Here is a 17,334-nt window from a genome sequence, read left to right on the forward strand (position 1 = left end):
TTACTGCCCGCGCTGCGGCAAGACCCAGTCCGGCCGGATGTAATGGCAGGTGTAGCCGTGCGGCAAACGCTGCAGATAATCCTGGTGCTCGGGTTCCGCCTCCCAGAACGGGCCGGCCGGCGCCACTTCCGTCACCACCTTGCCTGGCCACAGGCCGGAAGCGTCGACGTCGCGGATGGTGTCTTCGGCTACCCTTTTTTGCTCGTCGTTCGTGTAATAGATGGCTGAACGGTAGCTCGTGCCGCGGTCATTGCCCTGACGGTTTTCCGTGCTGGGATCGTGGATCTGGAAGAAAAATTCCAGGATCTTGCGGTAGCTGATGGTGGCCGGGTCGAAAATGATCTCGATCGCTTCCGCATGCGTGCCGTGGTTGCGGTAGGTGGCGTTGGCCACGTCGCCGCCGCTGTAGCCCACACGCGTGGCGATCACGCCCAGATAGCGGCGCAGCAAGTCTTGCACGCCCCAGAAGCAGCCGCCGGCCAGGATCGCCGTTTCATTGCCTTGTGCATTGTCTTGTGCCATGGTGTCTTTCCCGTTCTAGTCAGAAGCAGCTATCTTACCCTGTCGCGCGACTTTCTTCAGCGGGCCAGCAAGCGCTTGAGCTGCGCCGCCTGGTAGGCGCCGATGGCGTCGTTGAACAGGCAGCGGATCAGCGGGTCGTCGACGATGTCGGCTTCCGCCAGCTCCGCCCGCGCTTCGGCATCGAAAGGACCATCGTTGATGCGCATGTACATCGACGTCAGCGATTCACCGAGCACCAGCGCCGCATGGCATTTCACCAGCGGCAGCTCGGTGGTCCAGCCGGGCGCCTCGCCCGTCTCCGGCACGAGGTCGATCAAGTCGCCGTGCGTGCGGTAATGGAGCACGGTGGCCGCACCGTCATGGCCGTACAGCGACAATCGCCACAAACGCGGTTGCTGGAAGTAGCTGTCCTCGGGCAGCTCCATGTCGCGGTAGCGTTCAAGCAAACCGTGGCGGCAGAAATCGAGCACCAGCGCCGCATCGGCATCGCTCAAGGGCGCGAAACGGCGCGCGATGTCCGCCGTGGCGGGCGGCGGCGCCTCGGGACGGTAGTCGAAATCCACATCTTGCAGGCCCACGGGTACCACCCAGGGCAAGGGTTCGGCGCTGCTCACGCCGTGCGCGTCGAGCAGCACGGCCGTCGATGGATCGAGGCGGAAAATGTGCGCCTCGGGCAGCGCGGCGCCGATTTCATCGGCAAAGCGGCGGTAGGTAATCGGGAACATCGCGTGGTTGTACCAGGACCAGTCTTCCTGCACGAACTGGCAAGAGCTGGGCACGATGTACCGTGGCGCCAGCGCGCGCAGCTGCGGCACCCAGTCGTCGGGAAGTTCGACGGGGCCAGGCTGCGCTTGCGACGGCGCGATGACGGCGATCTCGCGCATGGTCTGGAATGGCCACAGCACCATGTCCCACGGCGCAAAGGCGGCCAGCTGTTCAAGCGTCTCGGGGCCGATCCAGGAATCGACGACATTGAGCACGTTCAGCCCGGCCGCGCGCACCTGGAACAGCGAGTCGACATCGTCATCGAGCGCGCGGCGCGGAATCACCTCAATGGCACCCACCTGCACGGGCACGTCGACGTGCAGGCGCTGCACCTGTGTAAAACCGAGTGCGCGCAGCATCGCGAACAGTTCGTCGAAGACGCAGTACAGATAGATGGGCGTGGTGCGGTCGAGCACATCGAGGCTGTCGAGCGAGCAGTGGTCGTCGTGGAAGTGCGAGATGAAGACGGCATCCCAGCGCAGCCGGCGCACGGCGTCCAGGTCGAAGCGCACGGACGGAAACGCGTGGCAGTTGCGGCTGAACGGATTTTCGACGATGGGGTCGAAGGCGATGGCCGTGCCTTCGCATTCGAAGACATAGCCGGCGTGCAGGATGCGGGAGATTTTCAGGGGCATGGGAAAAGCGGAGAAGACCCAACGGCGGAAATACCGGGGTCGGACCCTGCGGGTCCGACCCCAGACTTTGCCTTCGGGGTAAAAAGAACGCTAACGGCGCGCCAGAGACAAACCTCAGTACGGATTATTCAGCACATCCATCGCAAAATACGTAAAGATCATGTCCGCGCCTGCGCGCTTGATGGCGCCCAGGGTTTCCTGCACCACGCGGCGTTCGTCGATGGCGCCGGCCTGTGCGGCGAACTTGATCATCGCGTATTCTCCGCTGACCTGGTAGGCGCCGATCGGCAAACGCGTCACTTCGCGCAGTTCGCGGATGATGTCCAGATACGCGCCGGCCGGTTTGACCATCAGCGCATCGGCGCCTTCGGCTTCGTCGATCAGCGATTCGCGGATCGCTTCGCGGCGGTTCATCGGGTCCATCTGATACGTCTTGCGGTCGCCTTTGAGGGTGCTGCCGGCCGCGTCGCGGAACGGGCCGTACAGGCCCGAGGCGAACTTGGTCGAATACGCCATCACGGGCGTGTCGTGGAAGCCGGCCGCGTCTAGCGCGCTGCGAATGGCCGCCACCTGGCCATCCATGGCGGCCGATGGGGCAATGATGTCGGCGCCCGCCTGGGCCGCGATGACGGCTTGCTTGCCCAGGTTCAGCACCGTGCTGTCATTGTCGACCGTGTCGCCATGCAGGATGCCGCAATGGCCGTGGTCCGTGTATTCACAGAAGCAGGTGTCGGACATGACCACCATTTCCGGCACGGCGTCCTTGATGATGCGCGACATGCGCGCCACCAGGCCGTCCGGGTTCAGGGTGTCCGTGCCGTGGCTATCCTTGTGGTGCGAAATGCCGAAGGTCATGACGGAGCGCAGGCCGGCGCGCGCGTAGCGCTCCACTTCCTGCGCCAGCTTCGCTTCGGGAATGCGGCGCACGCCGGGCATGGACTTGATGTCGATGAAATCGCTGCTGCCTTCGTCGACGAAGATCGGCAGGACCAGGTCGCGCGGATTGATCTCGGTTTCACGGAACAGCTCGCGCAGTTGCGGGGTCGCGCGCAGGCGGCGCATGCGCGAAGTGGGGAATTGTGCTGGCATGGAGTGACTGGCTTCGGGTTAACAACGCCGATAAGTATACGCCGATCGCGCCAGTTGCGCCGGACCGCCCGGCAAAAAAGCCGCGCAAATCAAGAAACACCGCCCTGCGCCGTCATTGCGCGTGCAGCAGGGCCGTCACTTGCCAGCGCATGTCGGCCGCCAGTTGCACCAGCATGGCGCCTCGGCGGCGCGCATCGGCCCGCTTCTTCGACGGCACCAGCGCCAGGTCCGGCATCCGGCAAGGGCCGCATGGCAGGCGGAAATTGCCTCCGCTGGCGGGCTGCGCATGCAGTTCATGCCACGCCAAGTCGTAGTCGCACGAGATATGGCTGCGCCGGCGCCAGTTCAGCGCGATGCGGTTGGCGTTGCTGACCAGTTCCAGATGGCCGCAGCCGAACAAGTCGCCCAGGTCGCGCAAGGCGGCCACCATCAGGTTTTTCGGCCGGCAGCCATGCAGCGCCCGCGTGGCCTCTTTCACCGCCTGCGCGCCGGCGGGCGAGCGCAAGCCCTGCAAGGCGCCCAGCTGGATGACGGCGCCGCCTGGCTGGGGGCGGAACAGGAAACTGGCCAGGTACAGCGGCACGCCGTCGCGCGTCAGGCGCAGGCACAGCTCCCCTTCCCGGTGGCTGTCGCGGATGGCCGTCAATTTCAGGCGGTAAGTGGCGCCATCCTTGCCCTCGATGGCGGCCAGCACCAGCGCACGGCGCGCGGCGTACTCCACCAGCGGCCGCGCGCCCGCCTGCCACAGGAAGCGGTAATGCCCGCACAGCAGGTCCACCCGCGCCGCGCAGCCGAACTGGCGGCTGGCGTAGGGACGATAAATCTTGTACAGCAGACTGGGATGGGCTTGCGCCAGCGCCGGCAGTCCAGGCGTCGCGGCGATGAACGCTTGCCAGCGCGCGCGCTGCCGGGGAAAGACGATGGCCCCCAGCGCGGCCTTGATACGGTGGCCATGCTGGCGCAGTGGCGCCTGCTGCGACGCGGCGTTGTCGCCGGTGGCGGTAAAAGTATGCATGCAAACGGCTCTACTGGAAAGGACGCGGCGACGGCCGCAGGCAGCCCGGAACAGGCGGCTGCACGCTGGCAGCCGCTCTACGCCGGGTAGAGCGGATGATAGGGGGAGGTGAAAACGAAGGGGGTTACAAGTTGGTAATGTGCCGCTGGCAAACCTGGACGCTCAGGGTGCCGCCGCAGCGCCCAGCGGCCGGCCAGGCTTTCCGTAACGGGCCACCAGCCAGCGCCGCGCGGGCTTTTCCAGCCGATGGTAGCTGAGGCTGCAAACGGCAATCAGTACCCCGGTGAACAATGCGGCGCGGATGGCGGTCGGCACCAGGCCGGCGCCTGGCACCAGGCGCAGCAAGGGATTGACAAGAATCAGGCCCAGGGGAACATGCAATAAATAGACGGCATAGGAAATGTCACCGAGGAAGGCCGATATTTTGCCTTCCAGGACAGCAGGACGAAGGGCGGCCAACAGCCACAGCAGCGCCGGAAACAGGGCCATGACCACGAAGGCAAGCAGCATCAGCTCGACGCTGCGCCCCTTGAGGCCAAAGACCAGCAGGATGGCCAGGGACAGCGCCGCAAAATAGGCGAGTATCCAGGCTTGCTTGCGGCAATAAAACAATAGCACGCCACCCGAGAAACCCAGCAGGCCGCGCAGCAGCCCCTCAGTCACATCCGCGGGCGTATAACCGCGCAAGAAACGCTCGACCATGTAGGCCGTGCCCCAGCACAGCAGCACTGAACCCAGATGCAAGGCGAATTTCCAGCGCATGGTGCGCATTCCAAAACGCACGACAAAATACCAGCCGAGATTGATGGCCACTTCGACGAAAATGCTCCAGGCGGGACGATTCAATGGAAAGTTTTCAGGGTCATCTAGCATGCAGGGCAACATGACGCTATTTGGCACGATGCATGCCAGGGTCGCGGCCGTCGGCGTGCCAAACAGGTATTTGACCAATGCAAACGAAAATCCCAATGCCAGCGCCACGCCATACAAGGGGTATAGGCGCGCAAAGCGCTGCAATGCAAACTGCCTGAATGCCATTCCCTGGCCTATGCGTTCCTCGTAGCTATAGGCCATAACCCAGCCCGAGAGCATGAAAAACAGGTCGACCGCCAGATAGGCATGAGGAACATGAAAACCGAAAATGGTCGGCAGGTGGTACACCATGACAAACAGGGCAGCGATGCCCCGTATGCCGTCCAGCGATACCACGCGGCCGCCTGCCATCGCGCCAGCCCGCACTGCATTTCCCATCTCACACCCCTATGAATAAAAGCTCCGGCATGCTGCCTGACTAGGCAGCGTTCTTGGCGGTAGATTCCGACAGCGATATCGCCTCAAGTCAGACTATTTCACATGGATGTAAAAATATCAATTAATATCTTTTTAAATATATAAAAATATAATTTTATGTCAAATATTACAAATCGCAGGCCGCTAGCGGGCAGGAAAAGGAAGCTGTTGTCTGCCATCTTTGCGAAACCGGCGCAGCAGCCAGCGGCGGGCCGGCATTTCAAGGCAACGAAAGCTGGCGGTGCTTAGCGCTATCAACAGGGCGCTGAAGATCAGGGATTTGAGCGCGATGCTGGAAATCCCGGGTCTCGGCAGCATCAATCTCAGTGGTTTTTGCAACAGGATTGCCAAAGGCAAATGCAGCAGGTAGACGGCATAAGAGATATCGCCAACATAAGCATAGAAACTGTTTTCCAGTATGGCTGGGCGCCACCACGCTGCCAACCACACCAGCGCAGGCAACAGGCCCATGACGACAAAGGCCAGCGACGTGACGCCGCCGCTGTCGCCGCGCAAGCTGAAAGCGAGGAGCACGGCGACAGTCACTGCCGCAAAATAGACGAGTATCCATGGCTAGCGGCGGAAACTGAAGAGCAAAATCCCTCCGAAAAACCTCAGCAACCCCCGGTACAAACCTTCATGCAAATCATTCGGGTTGAAACCGCCCAGTCAGTATCACCGGAAGGGCCGCGCCTCACGACGCAGGCGCAAGCCGGGGCATTCAGTTGAGCAGGCGTAGCCTCACCCGCAAGCCCGGCGCCGCATCCTCGATCTCCAGGCTGCCGCCATGCAGGGCCGCGATGGCCGCGACGATGGACAGGCCCAGGCCATTGCCGGGCAAGTGACGGCTCTTGTCGAGCCGGTAAAAGCGCTGCGTCAGTTTCGGCAGTTCTTCCTTTGGTACGCCGGGGCCGTTGTCGCGCACGGCCAGCCAGTTGCCATGCGCATCGCTGCCGGCCGACACTTCCACCGTGGCGCCCGGGCCCGCGTACTTGATGGCATTGTCAACCAGGCTGGCCAGCGCGCTGCCCAGCAGATTGCGGTCGCCGCGCGCCGGCACGCCGTCGCCATACAACTGTACCAGCAGCACGCCCTGCTCGTCGGCCGTGGCCTCGTACATTTCCACGATGTCGGCGCCGATCTGATGCAGGTCGATGTCGTCGAAATTCTCGGGGCGCATGCCCGATTCGGCCGCCGCGATCTGCAGCAGCTTGTCGAACACGCGCGTGAGGTCGTCGATGTCGTCGATGGCCGCCTGCGCCGCGCTCTCGTAGCCTGCCACGCCCTGCTGCTGGCGCAAGGCGCCATCGAGCTTGTTGCGGATGCGGCCCAGCGGCGTGCGCAGGTCGTGCGCGATGGCGTTCGACACGTGGCGCACGCCTTCCATCAGGTGTTCGATGCGGTCGAGCATGCGGTTGATGTCGCGGCTCAGCAAGCCGAATTCATCCTCGCTGGAGACGGGAATGCGCCGGCTCAGGTCGCCCGCCTCGATCTCGCCCGCCGTGCGGCGGATCTGCCCGATGCGCGCTTCGAGCTGGCGCCGGAACAGCCAGGCGCCGGCCACCACCAGCAGGATGGCCGCCCCGCCGCCATAGGCCAGCGAGCGCAGTACCAGCGAGCGGATCGACTTGCCCTCTTCCATGTCGCGCCCGACGAACAGGCGCGCGCCGCCCGCCAGGTCGCGGATCAGCATGCGCGCTGGCACCCTGCGCCCTTCGCGCGTGACGTCGCGGTGCAGCAGGTGGCCCACGGGGCTGCCCACGTCGGGCCAGGACGACAGATTGCCCGCCACGCGGCGGCCATCGGCGTCCACCAGCAAAAAGATCTCCGTGTCGCTGTCGGTGCGGTCGGTGAGCAGATGGGCGATTTCCGCCGTCGTGCGGCTGCTGCCGCCCTGCAGGTACAGCGCGGCGAGGCGCTCCGAGAGCAGGGCCAGCTTGCGGTCCACGCTGCGATCGAGCACGCCGATGGTGCCGAAATAGAACACGGCGCAGACGATGCTGATCGACACGACCACCAGCACGCCATAGCCAAGCGCCAGGCGGGCCGCGATCGAACGGTGCAAGTTACGCACTGTCGATTACGCCCAGCGTGTAGCCGACGCCGCGCACCGTATGGATCAGCGGCGGCGAAAATTCCTTGTCCACCTTGGTGCGCAAGCGGCTCACCTGCACGTCGATGACGTTCGTCTGCGGGTCGAAATGGTAGTCCCACACGGCTTCGAGCAGCATGGCGCGCGTGACGGACTGGCCCTGGTGGCGCATCAGGTATTCGAGCAAACGAAATTCGCGCGGCTGCAGGGCGATCTGCCGGTTGGCGCGCGTCACGCGCATGGTGCGCATGTCGAGCACCAGGTCGGCCACCTGCAGCTGCGTCGATTCGGGCACGGGCGCGGCACGCCGCAGCAGTGCTTCGATGCGCGCCAGCAGTTCGTCGATGGCGAACGGTTTCGACAGGTAATCGTCGCCGCCGCTGCGCAGGCCGCGCACACGCTCGTCGACGCTGGACAGGGCCGACAGCACCAGCACCGGCGTGTTGCGGCCCATGCCGCGCAGGCGCGCGACGATGGCCAGGCCATCAATCTCGCCGGGCAGCAGGCGGTCGAGCACCAGCGCATCCCAGTCTTCGCCGCAGGCCAGGCGCATGCCGTCGATGCCATTGTCGCAGGCGGTGACGTCGTGGCCCGCCTCGCGCAGGCCGGCACAGATATAGCGGGAAGTTTCGGCTTCGTCTTCGATGACCAGGCAGCGCACGGGGAATTCCTTGTAAAGATCAGGCAGCAAATAGGCGCAGCATACGCCAGGCGCGCGCCACTTGCCAGCCCCGCCGCGTGCGACGCGCGATCGCAGGGTCGGGTACAATACAGCCTCGACAATGTTTGGCCGCGCCCGCGCGCGCATTTTTTATCGGCGCCTCCCGGCTTGCCGCGGCCTGCAAACCATCACTGCCACTAACGAACATCAGGCGCGCCTGGCGCGCGCCACAAACCGATACAGCCATGAAATCGACCCACTCTCTCGCACTGGCGCTGGCCATGGCCATCAGCTGCGGCGGTGCCGCCGCCGCAGACACCAAGCAAAGCATGCTGTTCGATGAAATCCCCATCGGCAGCTGGAGCACTTCCGCAGAACTGGGCGCCATCACCACCTCGGGCAACACGGTCGGCACCTCCGTCACGGGCAAGATCGACGCGCGCCAGGAACTCGATGACTGGAGCAACCAGTACATCTTCAGCGGCTATTTCAAGGAAGACGAAACGACGAACGACGATGGCGAGAAAGTGCGCGAACGCTCGGCCGAACGCTTTTCCGCCTCCGCCAAGGCGGCGTACAAGCTGATGGCCGACCATGAAAAGCTGTTCGTGCTGGCCTCGCACGTGAACGACAAGTTCGGCGCCTACACCAAGTACTCGACCCTGGCCGTCGGTCATGGCTCGCGCTGGTACCAGTCGACAGACAAAAGCGTCGACGTGGAATTCGGTCCTGGCTATTTCAGCGGCACCAACGACGCGGGCGAATCGGAACACGGCCTGACGGTGCGCGGCGCGGCCGCCATGAAGTGGAAGATCAGCCAGTCGGCCATGTTCACGCAGACGGTCAGCGTGGAACGGGGCACCTCGAACACCCACTCGATCGCCGAAACGGCCCTCAGTACGAAAATCAACGGCACCATGCAGATGAAGGCCGCCTTCAGCGCCCGCAACGACACGCGCGTGCCGGACGACAAGAAGAACACGGATACGCAAACCTCGCTGACCCTGGTCTACTCGTTCTGACATGCGGGCCACGCTGATGCGGCGCCTGCGCCTGGGCGCCCTGCTGTGCGCGGCGGCGCTGCTGAGCGGCTGCGCCGCCGTCACCGTCAGCTCCATTTCGCCGGCCGACTACCTGCAGCAGCGGCGCGGCGACATTCTTACCACGGGCAAACTCAGCGCCTCGGCCAGCGAGGTGCTGCGCATCATCGGCAGCGACATCGCCGCCTGCGAAGCCAATACGGGCAGCTGCCGCGCCGACCTGGCCCGCTCCGAACTGCTCAGCGACGAGCAGCGCCTGGCGACCCTGTCCGAATTGTGGCTGGAAAGCGCGCTGGCGGAAGAAAAACAGGGTGGCCATCCTAGCGCCGAAACGCTGGCCGCCTGGCTCGAATCGGCCCGCTACGCGTATGCCTACCTGTTCTACACGACGCGCACGCCGGGCCAGCGCGCCTTCGAGGAACGCCAGACGCAAATCCGCGACTACTATAACTATGCCGTGCAAAAGGCCGTCGGCAATCTGTTCCGCCACCGCGGCGAATACCGCCCTGACGGCAATGTGATCCGCGTCGCCGGCTGGCAGATCGACAGCGAATTGTCGGCCCTGCGCCTGCCCGATGACGGGACCCTGCCCGACGAACTGCTGCCGGCCACCTCGCTGTCGTTTTCCGGCCTGCGCAATGTGTACCGGCGCGACGGCTTCGGCGCCGACCTGGTGGCCGTCATGCCCAAGCCCCGGGCGTCGAAAGGCGAGTACGTGCCGTACCAGGAGACGCGTTTTCCCGTCGTCACGGCGCTGATCCGCTTCGACGGCAACAGCCTGCAGGAGGTACTGGCCACACAGCAGCTGCTGGTGATGCTGGTCGACCCGACGCGCAGCGAATCGACGCGCATGGCGGGCCAGGAACTGCCCGTGGCGGCCAATTTCACGGCCGGCTACGGCCTGTGGCTGGCCCGTTCCGGCTTTGGCGTGCAGGCGCTGCGCACTCTGTTCGGCAGCGCCGACGGCATTTCGCGCCCGCAGGTGCACCTGATGCAACCCTATGACCCGAACAAGCGCACCATCGTCATGCTGCACGGCCTGGCCAGCAGCCCTGAAGCGTGGATCAACGTGGCGAATGAACTGATGGGCGACGAGCAGCTGCGCCGCCGCTACCAGATCTGGCAGGTGTACTACCCGAGCAATGCGCCGCTGGCCGCCAACAACGCCGCCATCCGCAAAGCGCTGAACGCGACCCTGGCGCAGTTCGACCCTGCCGCCAAGGCGACGGCCGCGAACGACATGGTCTTGATCGGCCACAGCATGGGCGGCGTGCTGGCGCGTTTGATGGTCTCCGACGCCAGCAACACGCTGCTCGACGCCATCACGGAAGAATATAATTTGAAGGGCAAGAAGGCGGAAAAAGTGCGCGCGGGACTGGCGCCCTACCTCAATTTCACGGCCATGCCGCAGGTGAACCGCGCCATCTTCATCGCCGCGCCGCATCGCGGCACATCGTTCGCCAACCACAAGGTGGCGCGCTGGATCGCCAACCTCGTCACGCTGCCCATCACCATGCTCGACCAGTTGTCCGACGCGGCCGGCAGCCTGGCGCAGCTCGACACGGGCAGCAGCGAACCGCTGCGCATCCCCAACAGCATCGATAACCTCAGCGACAAGGACCCGTTCGTGCGCCTGGTGGCCGACCTGCCCATCAGCCCGAACGTGCGCTACTACTCCATCATGGGCAACGACACGCCGGACCTGCCGCTGGCGGAATCGAGCGACGGCGTCGTGCCCTACGCCAGCGCCCACCTCGACGGCGCACAGTCGGAAAAAGTCATCCCCTCGTGGCACAGCGTGCAAGAAAGCCCGCAGGCGATTCTGGAGATACGGCGGATTTTGCGCATGCCTGATACCCTGCCCTAAGGCAATTGGCATTCTTTGCGCATGGATTATCGCTGGATAAGAAAGTTACAGCACATGATAAAGTTGCGAAACATGATAATCTTGTATATGATGTTCTTTACTGCGCTACTGCAAAGGAATCATCATGACAGTGCATCTGCATCACGATACTCTGGCGCCCGAGCTTCAGGCATTAACGGATAGCGACCTGCGGGTGGTGGAACAATTCTCGCGCCTCGTGAGCGCACAGCTCGACATACTGGCACAAGGGCCCGAGCGCCTGCGCCTGATCGACCTGGCCACGCGCGCGCTCCAGCAGGCGCGCGCCTCTTTGGTCACCCCGCCACCGCTCGCTCCAGTCCAGCTTCCCGTGTCAAAACTCAAGGTGTCCGATGTGATCGGACAAGGATGGGTGGAACTGTCACAGGCGTCGCTGTATCGCGCGGTGGAAAGCCAGCGGTTTTATTGCGTGACACCCAAGGGGCGTAGTATCGGCAAGGAATTTCCGGCGTGGCAATTTATCCAGCCCGTGCCGGAACTGATCGCACCGGTACTGGCGATCCTTGCCGGCCAGCCCAGCAGTGAAATCCATGCCTTCTGGATCAGCAGTGCAGACGAACTCAACGAACTGTCGCCAGCAGAGATGCTTGCAGGCAAATCGTTCGAGACGCGGACCGAAGTCCATTCCAGCCAGCAGGCGCTGCTGGACCTGCCCGCAAGCGAGAGATTGCGCAAGGTGCTTGCGGCAGCGAAGTGGCAGCATAGGGGCATGGCCGACATCACGGGCTAGCCTTGCATGAAACTTGAACTGGAAGAAACACCGATTCCACCTGAAATGGCCACGCGCCTGCCGGCGCTGGCATCGCTGCGCGCTGAATTATTGCGCAATGTCGTCACTTTTCCAGCCGGCCAGGCCCTGGTACGCGCAGCGTGGAACGTGGCATCCATCTGGCCGGCGAAGGTCGAACGGACCTACCGCTTCGGCCCGCCTGCCGATCTGGCCAACGCCAACGGCTTCCCCTATCACTGGGTATATATTGCGGAAGATACCTGCACGGCTGCCTGGGAAGCCCAGCTTTGCCGCAACGACGTCACACGCCCCGGCACTTTTTATATCGCGCACGCTGCGCAACAAGCGCTGATCGCAACCTTGTCCTTCAGCGCCCCGTTGCAATTGTTCGACCTGACCGGGATGGCCGCCAGCCGGCTGGGCATTTATGATCAATTGCACAGCCCCGATCACGGCTGGTGCCAATGGCTGGGCTGGCAGCTTGACCAGATCATTGCGCAGGAAAATAGTCCGATTCACGGCTTCGTGTACCCGTCGCGCCGCCAGCCCGGCAAACTGGCTTATGCGATATCGTCCCGCCATATGACAGCACTGGAAACCAACATGGCATGCTCACACATGCAATTCGGCGCCACTGAAGCATATGCACGCTTGCTCGCCGATCGTCTGCGCGTGAATCCGCCCTGACCTGAGATTCCCTACACCGGCTCGCGCCACTTGTCCTTGATCTCCAGCATGGCCGGCAGCTGCTCGATGAACAGCGCCAGCAAGTCCGGGTCGAAGTGCGTGCCGCTGTCGCGCTGCATGGTGGCGACGGCTTCGTCGATCGTCCAGGCGCGCTTGTACGGGCGCTCGCTGGTAAGGGCGTCGAAGACGTCGGCGATGGCGACGATGCGGCCTTCGTGCGGGATTTCCTCGCCCTTCAAACCTTGCGGATAGCCGCTTCCATCCCATTTTTCGTGGTGCGTCAGGGCGATGGTGCGCGCCATTTTCAGCAAGCCGCTCGCGTGCTCGCCGATGATGGCCGCGCCGATTTCCGCGTGGCGGCGCATGACTTGCCATTCGTCCGCATCAAGCTTTCCGGGTTTTTGCAGGATGGCGTCGGGGATGCCGATCTTGCCCACGTCGTGCATGGGCGCCGCATTGAGCAGGTCTTCCGCCCTGCCCGCGCTGTAGCCGGCCGCCAGCGCCAGCTGGCGCGCGTAATAGCTCATGCGGATGACGTGCATGCCCGTCTCGTTATCCTTGTATTCGGCCGCCTGGCCCAGGGTCTGGATCACCTGCAGGCGCGAGCGGCGCAATTCCTCGGCGTCCACCAGCGACAGGTGCGTGCGCACGCGGGCGCGCACGATGGGCGGGCTGACCGGCTTGGTGATGTAATCGACGGCGCCCGCATCAAAACCGTCCGCCTCGTCCTTCACGTCGCACAGGGCGGTGACGAAAATGACGGGAATGGGCGCGGTGGCCGGCATGGCTTTGAGCTGGCGGCACACTTCATAGCCCGTCATGGCGGGCATCATGATGTCGAGCAGGATCAGTTCGACAGGGTTGTTCTGCGCCAGCTCCAACGCCTTCTCGCCATCCTTGGCGTACAGCAGGCGGTAATCGTCCTGCAGGATCTGGCGCAGCACCTGCAGATTCGTCGCTTCGTCGTCGACCAGCAGCAGGATCGGTTTGTCTTCGTGTAAGGTCATCGTTAGCCCAATATCAGGAAAGGTCGGCAGGCATAGGCGTTTCCAGCCACGCCAGCAGCTGGCGCAGCACGTCCGCGGCGCGCGCAAATTCAAAGTCGTCGATGGCGCTGGCCAGCACCTGCAGTCGCTGCTGCTGGCCGTGCGGCGCCAGCATGGCGGCGATCTGCGCCATCAGGGCGTCGTCCAGCTGCCCGCCTTCCAGGCTGGCGATGGCTTGCCGCAGCAAGGCACCGGCGGCGTCGGCATCGAGTGGCGCGCCGGCAGCCGGCGTACCCACGGCCACGGCCGGCATGCCCGATTCTTCCAGCTCGCCGGCCAGCGCCATGAAGGCGGCGGCCAGCTGCACCAGCAATTCAGTCGCCGGCAGCTGGCGCGCGATCGCCTGTTCGATGCGGCCCAGCAGGCTTTCGACCTGCACCAGGCACAGATTGCCCGCAGCGCCCTTGATACGGTGCAGCAAATGGCCCGCCACGCTGCTGCCGCCCCGTTCCAGTTCGGCCGCCAGCATGGCGGCGCAGTCGCCATTGGCCTGCACGAAGCGGCCAATCGCCCGCTGCAAGGCTTCGCGGCCGCCCCACAGGGCGATGCCGCGCTGCCAGTCGACCTGGCCCGCGGCAGCACGCGCCGCCGCGCCGGACGCCGGCGGCGGCATGGACACGGCGATATCGAGCAGGCGGGCGATTTCCGCCGTCAGCTTGTGCATTTCCAGCGGTTTCGAGGCAAAGCCGTTCATGCCGGCCGTCTGCGCGGCGCGCCGGTCCTGTTCCAGCACGCTGGCCGTCAGCGCGATGATGGGCGTCGCTTTCAAACCCTGCTCGCGCTCGTACACACGGATCAGACGCGTCGCTTCCAGGCCATCCATGCGCGGCATCTGCACGTCCATCAGGACGACGTCGAAGCTGCCCTTGCTGAACTCGCGCACGGCGCTCTCGCCATCGCTGGCGGCGATCACCTGGTGGCCGGCCGCGCCCAGGCTGATCAGGAGCAGCTCCACGTTCTGCGGCACGTCGTCGGCCGCCAGGATGCGCAGCGGCGGCAAGGCCACCACGGGCTGCTCGCTGCGGCGCGACACGGCCTTGCCCGGCGCCAGCGGCAGCAGCACGTGAAACACGCTGCCCACGCCCAGGGTGCTTTCCACCGTGATGGTACCTCCCATCAGTTCGACCAGCTGCAGCGAAATCGTCGTACCCAGGCCCGTGCCGCCAAAGCGGCGGCTCATCGAGGAATCGGCTTGCGTGAATGGAGCGAAGATTTTGTCCAGGCGGTCGGCCGGAATGCCGATGCCCGTGTCGTGCACGGCGATATGCACCTGCTCGCCCTGCATGCCGACGGCCACGCGCACATGGCCCACTTCCGTGAACTTGACGGCGTTGCCGATCAAATTCGTCAGCACCTGCTGCACCCGGCGCGCATCGCCCAGGAAGAACTGGCCCATGCCGGGATCGACATCGACATGCAGCACCAGGTCGCGCGCATGCGCCGTGATGCGCAGGGACGCGGCCACGTGGTCGACCAGGTCCGGCAGCGAAAAGTCCACCAGTTCCAGCTCGGTCGCGCCTTTTTCCAGCTTGGCCATGTCGAGGATGTCGTTCAGCAGCTCGAGCAGCGAACGGGCCGACTGGCGCACCGTGCCCAGGTGGCGGCGCTGCAGGCTGTCCAGGGCTGTGCCCAGCAGCACTTCCGTAAAGCCGATGATGGCGTTCATCGGCGTGCGGATTTCATGGCTCATGTTGGCCAGGAAGCTGGTCTTCGATTCGGCGGCCAGCTCGGCGCGGTCTTTCGCCGCGCGCAGGTTTTCCTGCATGGCGCGCCGCTCGCTCACGTCGGTGGCCAGCTTGACCACCTTGAACGGCTTGCCGTCCGTGTTGAAGATCGGGTTGTACGAAGCCTGTATCCACACTTCCTTGCCATGCTTGCCGATGCGCTTGTACTCGCCCGTATTGAATTCACCCTGCGCCAGCTGCTGCCAGAACACGCTGTAGTCGGGCGAGGTCACGTAGCCCGGCTCGCAGAAGATGCTGTGGTGCAGGCCCAGCACGTCGTCGAGCTGGTAGCCGACCAGGTCGAGGAAGTTCTGGTTGGCAGCCAGGATGCGTCCCTGCAGGTCGAACTCCGCGACGGCCGTCGCGCGCGAGATCGCCGTCACCTTGCCCTCGTATTCGGCGTTGCGCAATTCGCTTTCCGTGATGTCGAGAATGACGCCGTCGATCCAGCGCACCACGCCGTCGTTATCGAGCACGGGGCCGCTGCTTTCGCGCACCCAGCGCTCGCGCCCGTCGCGGTGGATCATGCGGTAGACGTTCTCGAAATCGCGCCGTTCGCCGGCCGCCTGCACGCAGGTGTCGTTGACGCGCTGGCGGTCGTCCGGGTGCACAAGGTCGAACAGCCTGACCCGCCCTTCGGCGAAGTCCTGCGGCAGCCAGCCCGTCAGATTGAAGACGGCGTCGCTGATGAAAATCATCTTCCATTCGGGCGCGAAGCTGCAGTGGAAGGACACGCCGGGGATATTGCGGATCAGGGTGCGGTACTGGCGCTCGCTGTCCTTGAGCGCCTGCTCCATGCTGCGCGACGAGCGCATGTCCGTGACAAACGCCACGAACAGGGGCTGGCCCGGCGTATCGATCTTGCCGATCGCCACGCGCATGGGCAGCACGGCGCCATCCTTGTGGCGGCCATCGAGTTCGCGTCCGCTGTCGAGGATGCGCGAGGCGCCCGTTTCCAGGTAGTCGCGCAGATAGCCCTCGTATTCGGCCGCGTCGGCCGGCTGCAGCAGCACGCTGGCGTCGCGCCCCACGATTTCCGCTTCGCGCCAGCCGAACAGGCTTTCCGCGGCGGGATTGAAGGAGCGCACCTTGCCCTGGCCATCGATGGTGATCAAGCCATCGGCCGCCGTATCGACGATGGCGCGCAGGCGCGATTCGCTGACGCTGGCGTGGCGCAGCAGCTGGCGGTAGCGCAGCAAGCCGTTCGCGGCCGCCACGAAGACGGTCAGGGTGACGGTGATCAGGGCCACGGCCAGGGCCACGAACGAGGCTTGCACCGTAATCGTGTTCTCGCCTGCCGTGGGCGTGCCGGAAAAACGCGCGGCCAGCATGCCTGTGTAGTGCATTCCGGAAATGGCCAGGCCCATCACCACGCTGCTGAGCAGCAAGGAGGTCAGGGGGCTCAGGCGCTGGCGCATGGCGCTCAGGCCGAAGCGCACCCACAGCGCCAGCATGGCCAAGGTGACGGCCACCAGCAGCGACAGGGCGAACAGCCAGGGCTCGTAGCGCAAGGCCAGCGACGTCTGCATGGCGGCCATGCCGCTGTAATGCATGGAGCCGATGCCCACGCCGACGAGCACGCCGCCCACCATCAGTTGCCGCCAGTTGATGCTCGGACGCGCCAGCAAGTGCAGCGCCACCCACGAAGCGGCCATGCCGGGCAGCATCGACAGCAGGGTCAGGCCAGGGTCGAAGGACACGCGTGTGCAGATATCGAAGGCCAGCATGCCGATGAAGTGCATCGACCAGATGCCGCCGCCCAGCGCGATGGCGCCCGTGATGATGGCCGTCTGGCGCTGAAAGCCGCGCTCGCTGCTGCGCGCCATGCCGGCGATCTGCAGGGCCATGAACGAGGCAAAGATGGCGATACCGATGGAAAACAGCACCAGCCACGCATTGTGCGTGCCATAGATGTACTGCATGGTATCGGTCGATACGGCAAAGATGGAACTAAGCATACTGTCGTGGCATAAGAGAGTGAAACCTAACGTAGCAAAACATGACGGCACACCGCGCGCCGTCGCCGGGCTTTTTACTAAAGCGGCAATACAGCGGAAATGACAACGGTAGCAGTCGACCAGGGCAAGGCTCGGTCATCACGCCCGCGCCTGCCGCGCGGGGGAAAGGTGCCC

General features: G+C 64.3%; 14 protein-coding genes. 4 read left to right on the top strand and 10 right to left on the bottom strand.

Annotated elements, in window-relative coordinates:
- The 8 genes from msrA to MRBLMS1_RS00815 all read right to left on the bottom strand — a co-directional run bounded on the left by msrA (position 1) and on the right by MRBLMS1_RS00815 (position 8,069).
- The gene (gene msrA / locus MRBLMS1_RS00780) at positions 1 to 522 is read right to left on the bottom strand and encodes a peptide-methionine (S)-S-oxide reductase MsrA (protein ID WP_485877175.1); all 522 of its coding nucleotides are present in this window, start codon (positions 520 to 522) and stop codon (positions 1 to 3) included.
- 56 nt (positions 523 to 578) lie between these two features.
- Entirely contained in the window at positions 579 to 1,922 is a 1,344-nt protein-coding gene (locus tag MRBLMS1_RS00785; RefSeq protein ID WP_485877177.1) for an MBL fold metallo-hydrolase, read from the bottom strand.
- A 114-nt stretch (positions 1,923 to 2,036) separates the two neighbouring features.
- Positions 2,037 to 3,011: a porphobilinogen synthase gene (hemB, locus tag MRBLMS1_RS00790; protein ID WP_485877179.1), complete on the bottom strand. Its 975-nt coding sequence runs from the start codon at positions 3,009 to 3,011 to the stop codon at positions 2,037 to 2,039.
- 112 nt (positions 3,012 to 3,123) lie between these two features.
- Complete coding sequence (locus tag MRBLMS1_RS00795) at positions 3,124 to 4,026, bottom strand: DUF535 family protein (protein ID WP_485877181.1); 903 nt, start codon at positions 4,024 to 4,026, stop codon at positions 3,124 to 3,126.
- A 162-nt stretch (positions 4,027 to 4,188) separates the two neighbouring features.
- Entirely contained in the window at positions 4,189 to 5,277 is a 1,089-nt protein-coding gene (locus MRBLMS1_RS00800; protein WP_485877182.1) for an acyltransferase family protein, read from the bottom strand.
- Between the two features lie 183 nt (positions 5,278 to 5,460).
- Positions 5,461 to 5,850, bottom strand: coding sequence for a hypothetical protein (locus tag MRBLMS1_RS00805; RefSeq protein ID WP_485877183.1), 390 nt, complete (start codon positions 5,848 to 5,850; stop codon positions 5,461 to 5,463).
- Between the two features lie 187 nt (positions 5,851 to 6,037).
- A complete protein-coding gene (locus tag MRBLMS1_RS00810; RefSeq protein WP_485877184.1) occupies positions 6,038 to 7,390 on the bottom strand; it encodes a sensor histidine kinase in 1,353 nt (450 codons plus the stop codon).
- The gene (locus tag MRBLMS1_RS00815; RefSeq protein WP_034755791.1) at positions 7,383 to 8,069 is read right to left on the bottom strand and encodes a winged helix-turn-helix domain-containing protein; all 687 of its coding nucleotides are present in this window, start codon (positions 8,067 to 8,069) and stop codon (positions 7,383 to 7,385) included. Before MRBLMS1_RS00815 ends, MRBLMS1_RS00810 begins: the two co-directional genes overlap by 8 nt.
- A gap of 245 nt (positions 8,070 to 8,314) precedes the next feature.
- On the opposite strand from MRBLMS1_RS00815, the gene MRBLMS1_RS00820 reads away from it, so the two are divergent.
- The 4 genes from MRBLMS1_RS00820 to MRBLMS1_RS00835 all read left to right on the top strand — a co-directional run bounded on the left by MRBLMS1_RS00820 (position 8,315) and on the right by MRBLMS1_RS00835 (position 12,432).
- Entirely contained in the window at positions 8,315 to 9,091 is a 777-nt protein-coding gene (locus tag MRBLMS1_RS00820; protein WP_485877185.1) for a DUF481 domain-containing protein, read from the top strand.
- Between the two features lies 1 nt (position 9,092).
- Positions 9,093 to 10,976, top strand: coding sequence for an esterase/lipase family protein (locus tag MRBLMS1_RS00825; RefSeq protein ID WP_485877186.1), 1,884 nt, complete (start codon positions 9,093 to 9,095; stop codon positions 10,974 to 10,976).
- Between the two features lie 124 nt (positions 10,977 to 11,100).
- Positions 11,101 to 11,745, top strand: a complete 645-nt coding sequence (locus MRBLMS1_RS00830) for a hypothetical protein (protein ID WP_223278722.1) — start codon at positions 11,101 to 11,103, stop codon at positions 11,743 to 11,745.
- 6 nt (positions 11,746 to 11,751) lie between these two features.
- Positions 11,752 to 12,432, top strand: a complete 681-nt coding sequence (locus tag MRBLMS1_RS00835) for an RES family NAD+ phosphorylase (RefSeq protein ID WP_128143075.1) — start codon at positions 11,752 to 11,754, stop codon at positions 12,430 to 12,432.
- Between the two features lie 11 nt (positions 12,433 to 12,443).
- On the opposite strand, the gene MRBLMS1_RS00840 is transcribed toward MRBLMS1_RS00835, so the two are convergent.
- Both MRBLMS1_RS00840 and MRBLMS1_RS00845 read right to left on the bottom strand, forming a co-directional pair.
- Positions 12,444 to 13,439: a response regulator gene (locus MRBLMS1_RS00840; protein ID WP_485877189.1), complete on the bottom strand. Its 996-nt coding sequence runs from the start codon at positions 13,437 to 13,439 to the stop codon at positions 12,444 to 12,446.
- Between the two features lie 13 nt (positions 13,440 to 13,452).
- A complete protein-coding gene (locus MRBLMS1_RS00845; protein WP_485877191.1) occupies positions 13,453 to 17,160 on the bottom strand; it encodes a PAS domain S-box protein in 3,708 nt (1,235 codons plus the stop codon).
- Between the last annotated feature and the right edge of the window lie 174 nt (positions 17,161 to 17,334).

Origin of the sequence: Massilia sp. LMS1-1-1.1, from assembly GCF_040815535.1 — a bacterium.
GTDB lineage: Bacteria > Pseudomonadota > Gammaproteobacteria > Burkholderiales > Burkholderiaceae_D > Janthinobacterium > Janthinobacterium aestuarii.

Excerpts from the sequence above, each read along its gene's own strand:
- MRBLMS1_RS00835 (WP_128143075.1), top strand. The coding sequence starts at position 11,752 with ATGAAACTTGAACTGGAAGAAACACCGATTCCACCTGAAATGGCCACG.
- MRBLMS1_RS00785 (WP_485877177.1), bottom strand. The coding sequence starts at position 1,922 with ATGCCCCTGAAAATCTCCCGCATCCTGCACGCCGGCTATGTCTTCGAA.
- MRBLMS1_RS00795 (WP_485877181.1), bottom strand. The coding sequence starts at position 4,026 with ATGCATACTTTTACCGCCACCGGCGACAACGCCGCGTCGCAGCAGGCG.
- MRBLMS1_RS00825 (WP_485877186.1), top strand. The coding sequence starts at position 9,093 with ATGCGGGCCACGCTGATGCGGCGCCTGCGCCTGGGCGCCCTGCTGTGC.
- hemB (WP_485877179.1), bottom strand. The coding sequence starts at position 3,011 with ATGCCAGCACAATTCCCCACTTCGCGCATGCGCCGCCTGCGCGCGACC.
- MRBLMS1_RS00845 (WP_485877191.1), bottom strand. The coding sequence starts at position 17,160 with ATGCTTAGTTCCATCTTTGCCGTATCGACCGATACCATGCAGTACATC.
- MRBLMS1_RS00840 (WP_485877189.1), bottom strand. The coding sequence starts at position 13,439 with ATGACCTTACACGAAGACAAACCGATCCTGCTGCTGGTCGACGACGAA.
- MRBLMS1_RS00820 (WP_485877185.1), top strand. The coding sequence starts at position 8,315 with ATGAAATCGACCCACTCTCTCGCACTGGCGCTGGCCATGGCCATCAGC.
- msrA (WP_485877175.1), bottom strand. The coding sequence starts at position 522 with ATGGCACAAGACAATGCACAAGGCAATGAAACGGCGATCCTGGCCGGC.
- MRBLMS1_RS00800 (WP_485877182.1), bottom strand. The coding sequence starts at position 5,277 with ATGGGAAATGCAGTGCGGGCTGGCGCGATGGCAGGCGGCCGCGTGGTA.
- MRBLMS1_RS00830 (WP_223278722.1), top strand. The coding sequence starts at position 11,101 with ATGACAGTGCATCTGCATCACGATACTCTGGCGCCCGAGCTTCAGGCA.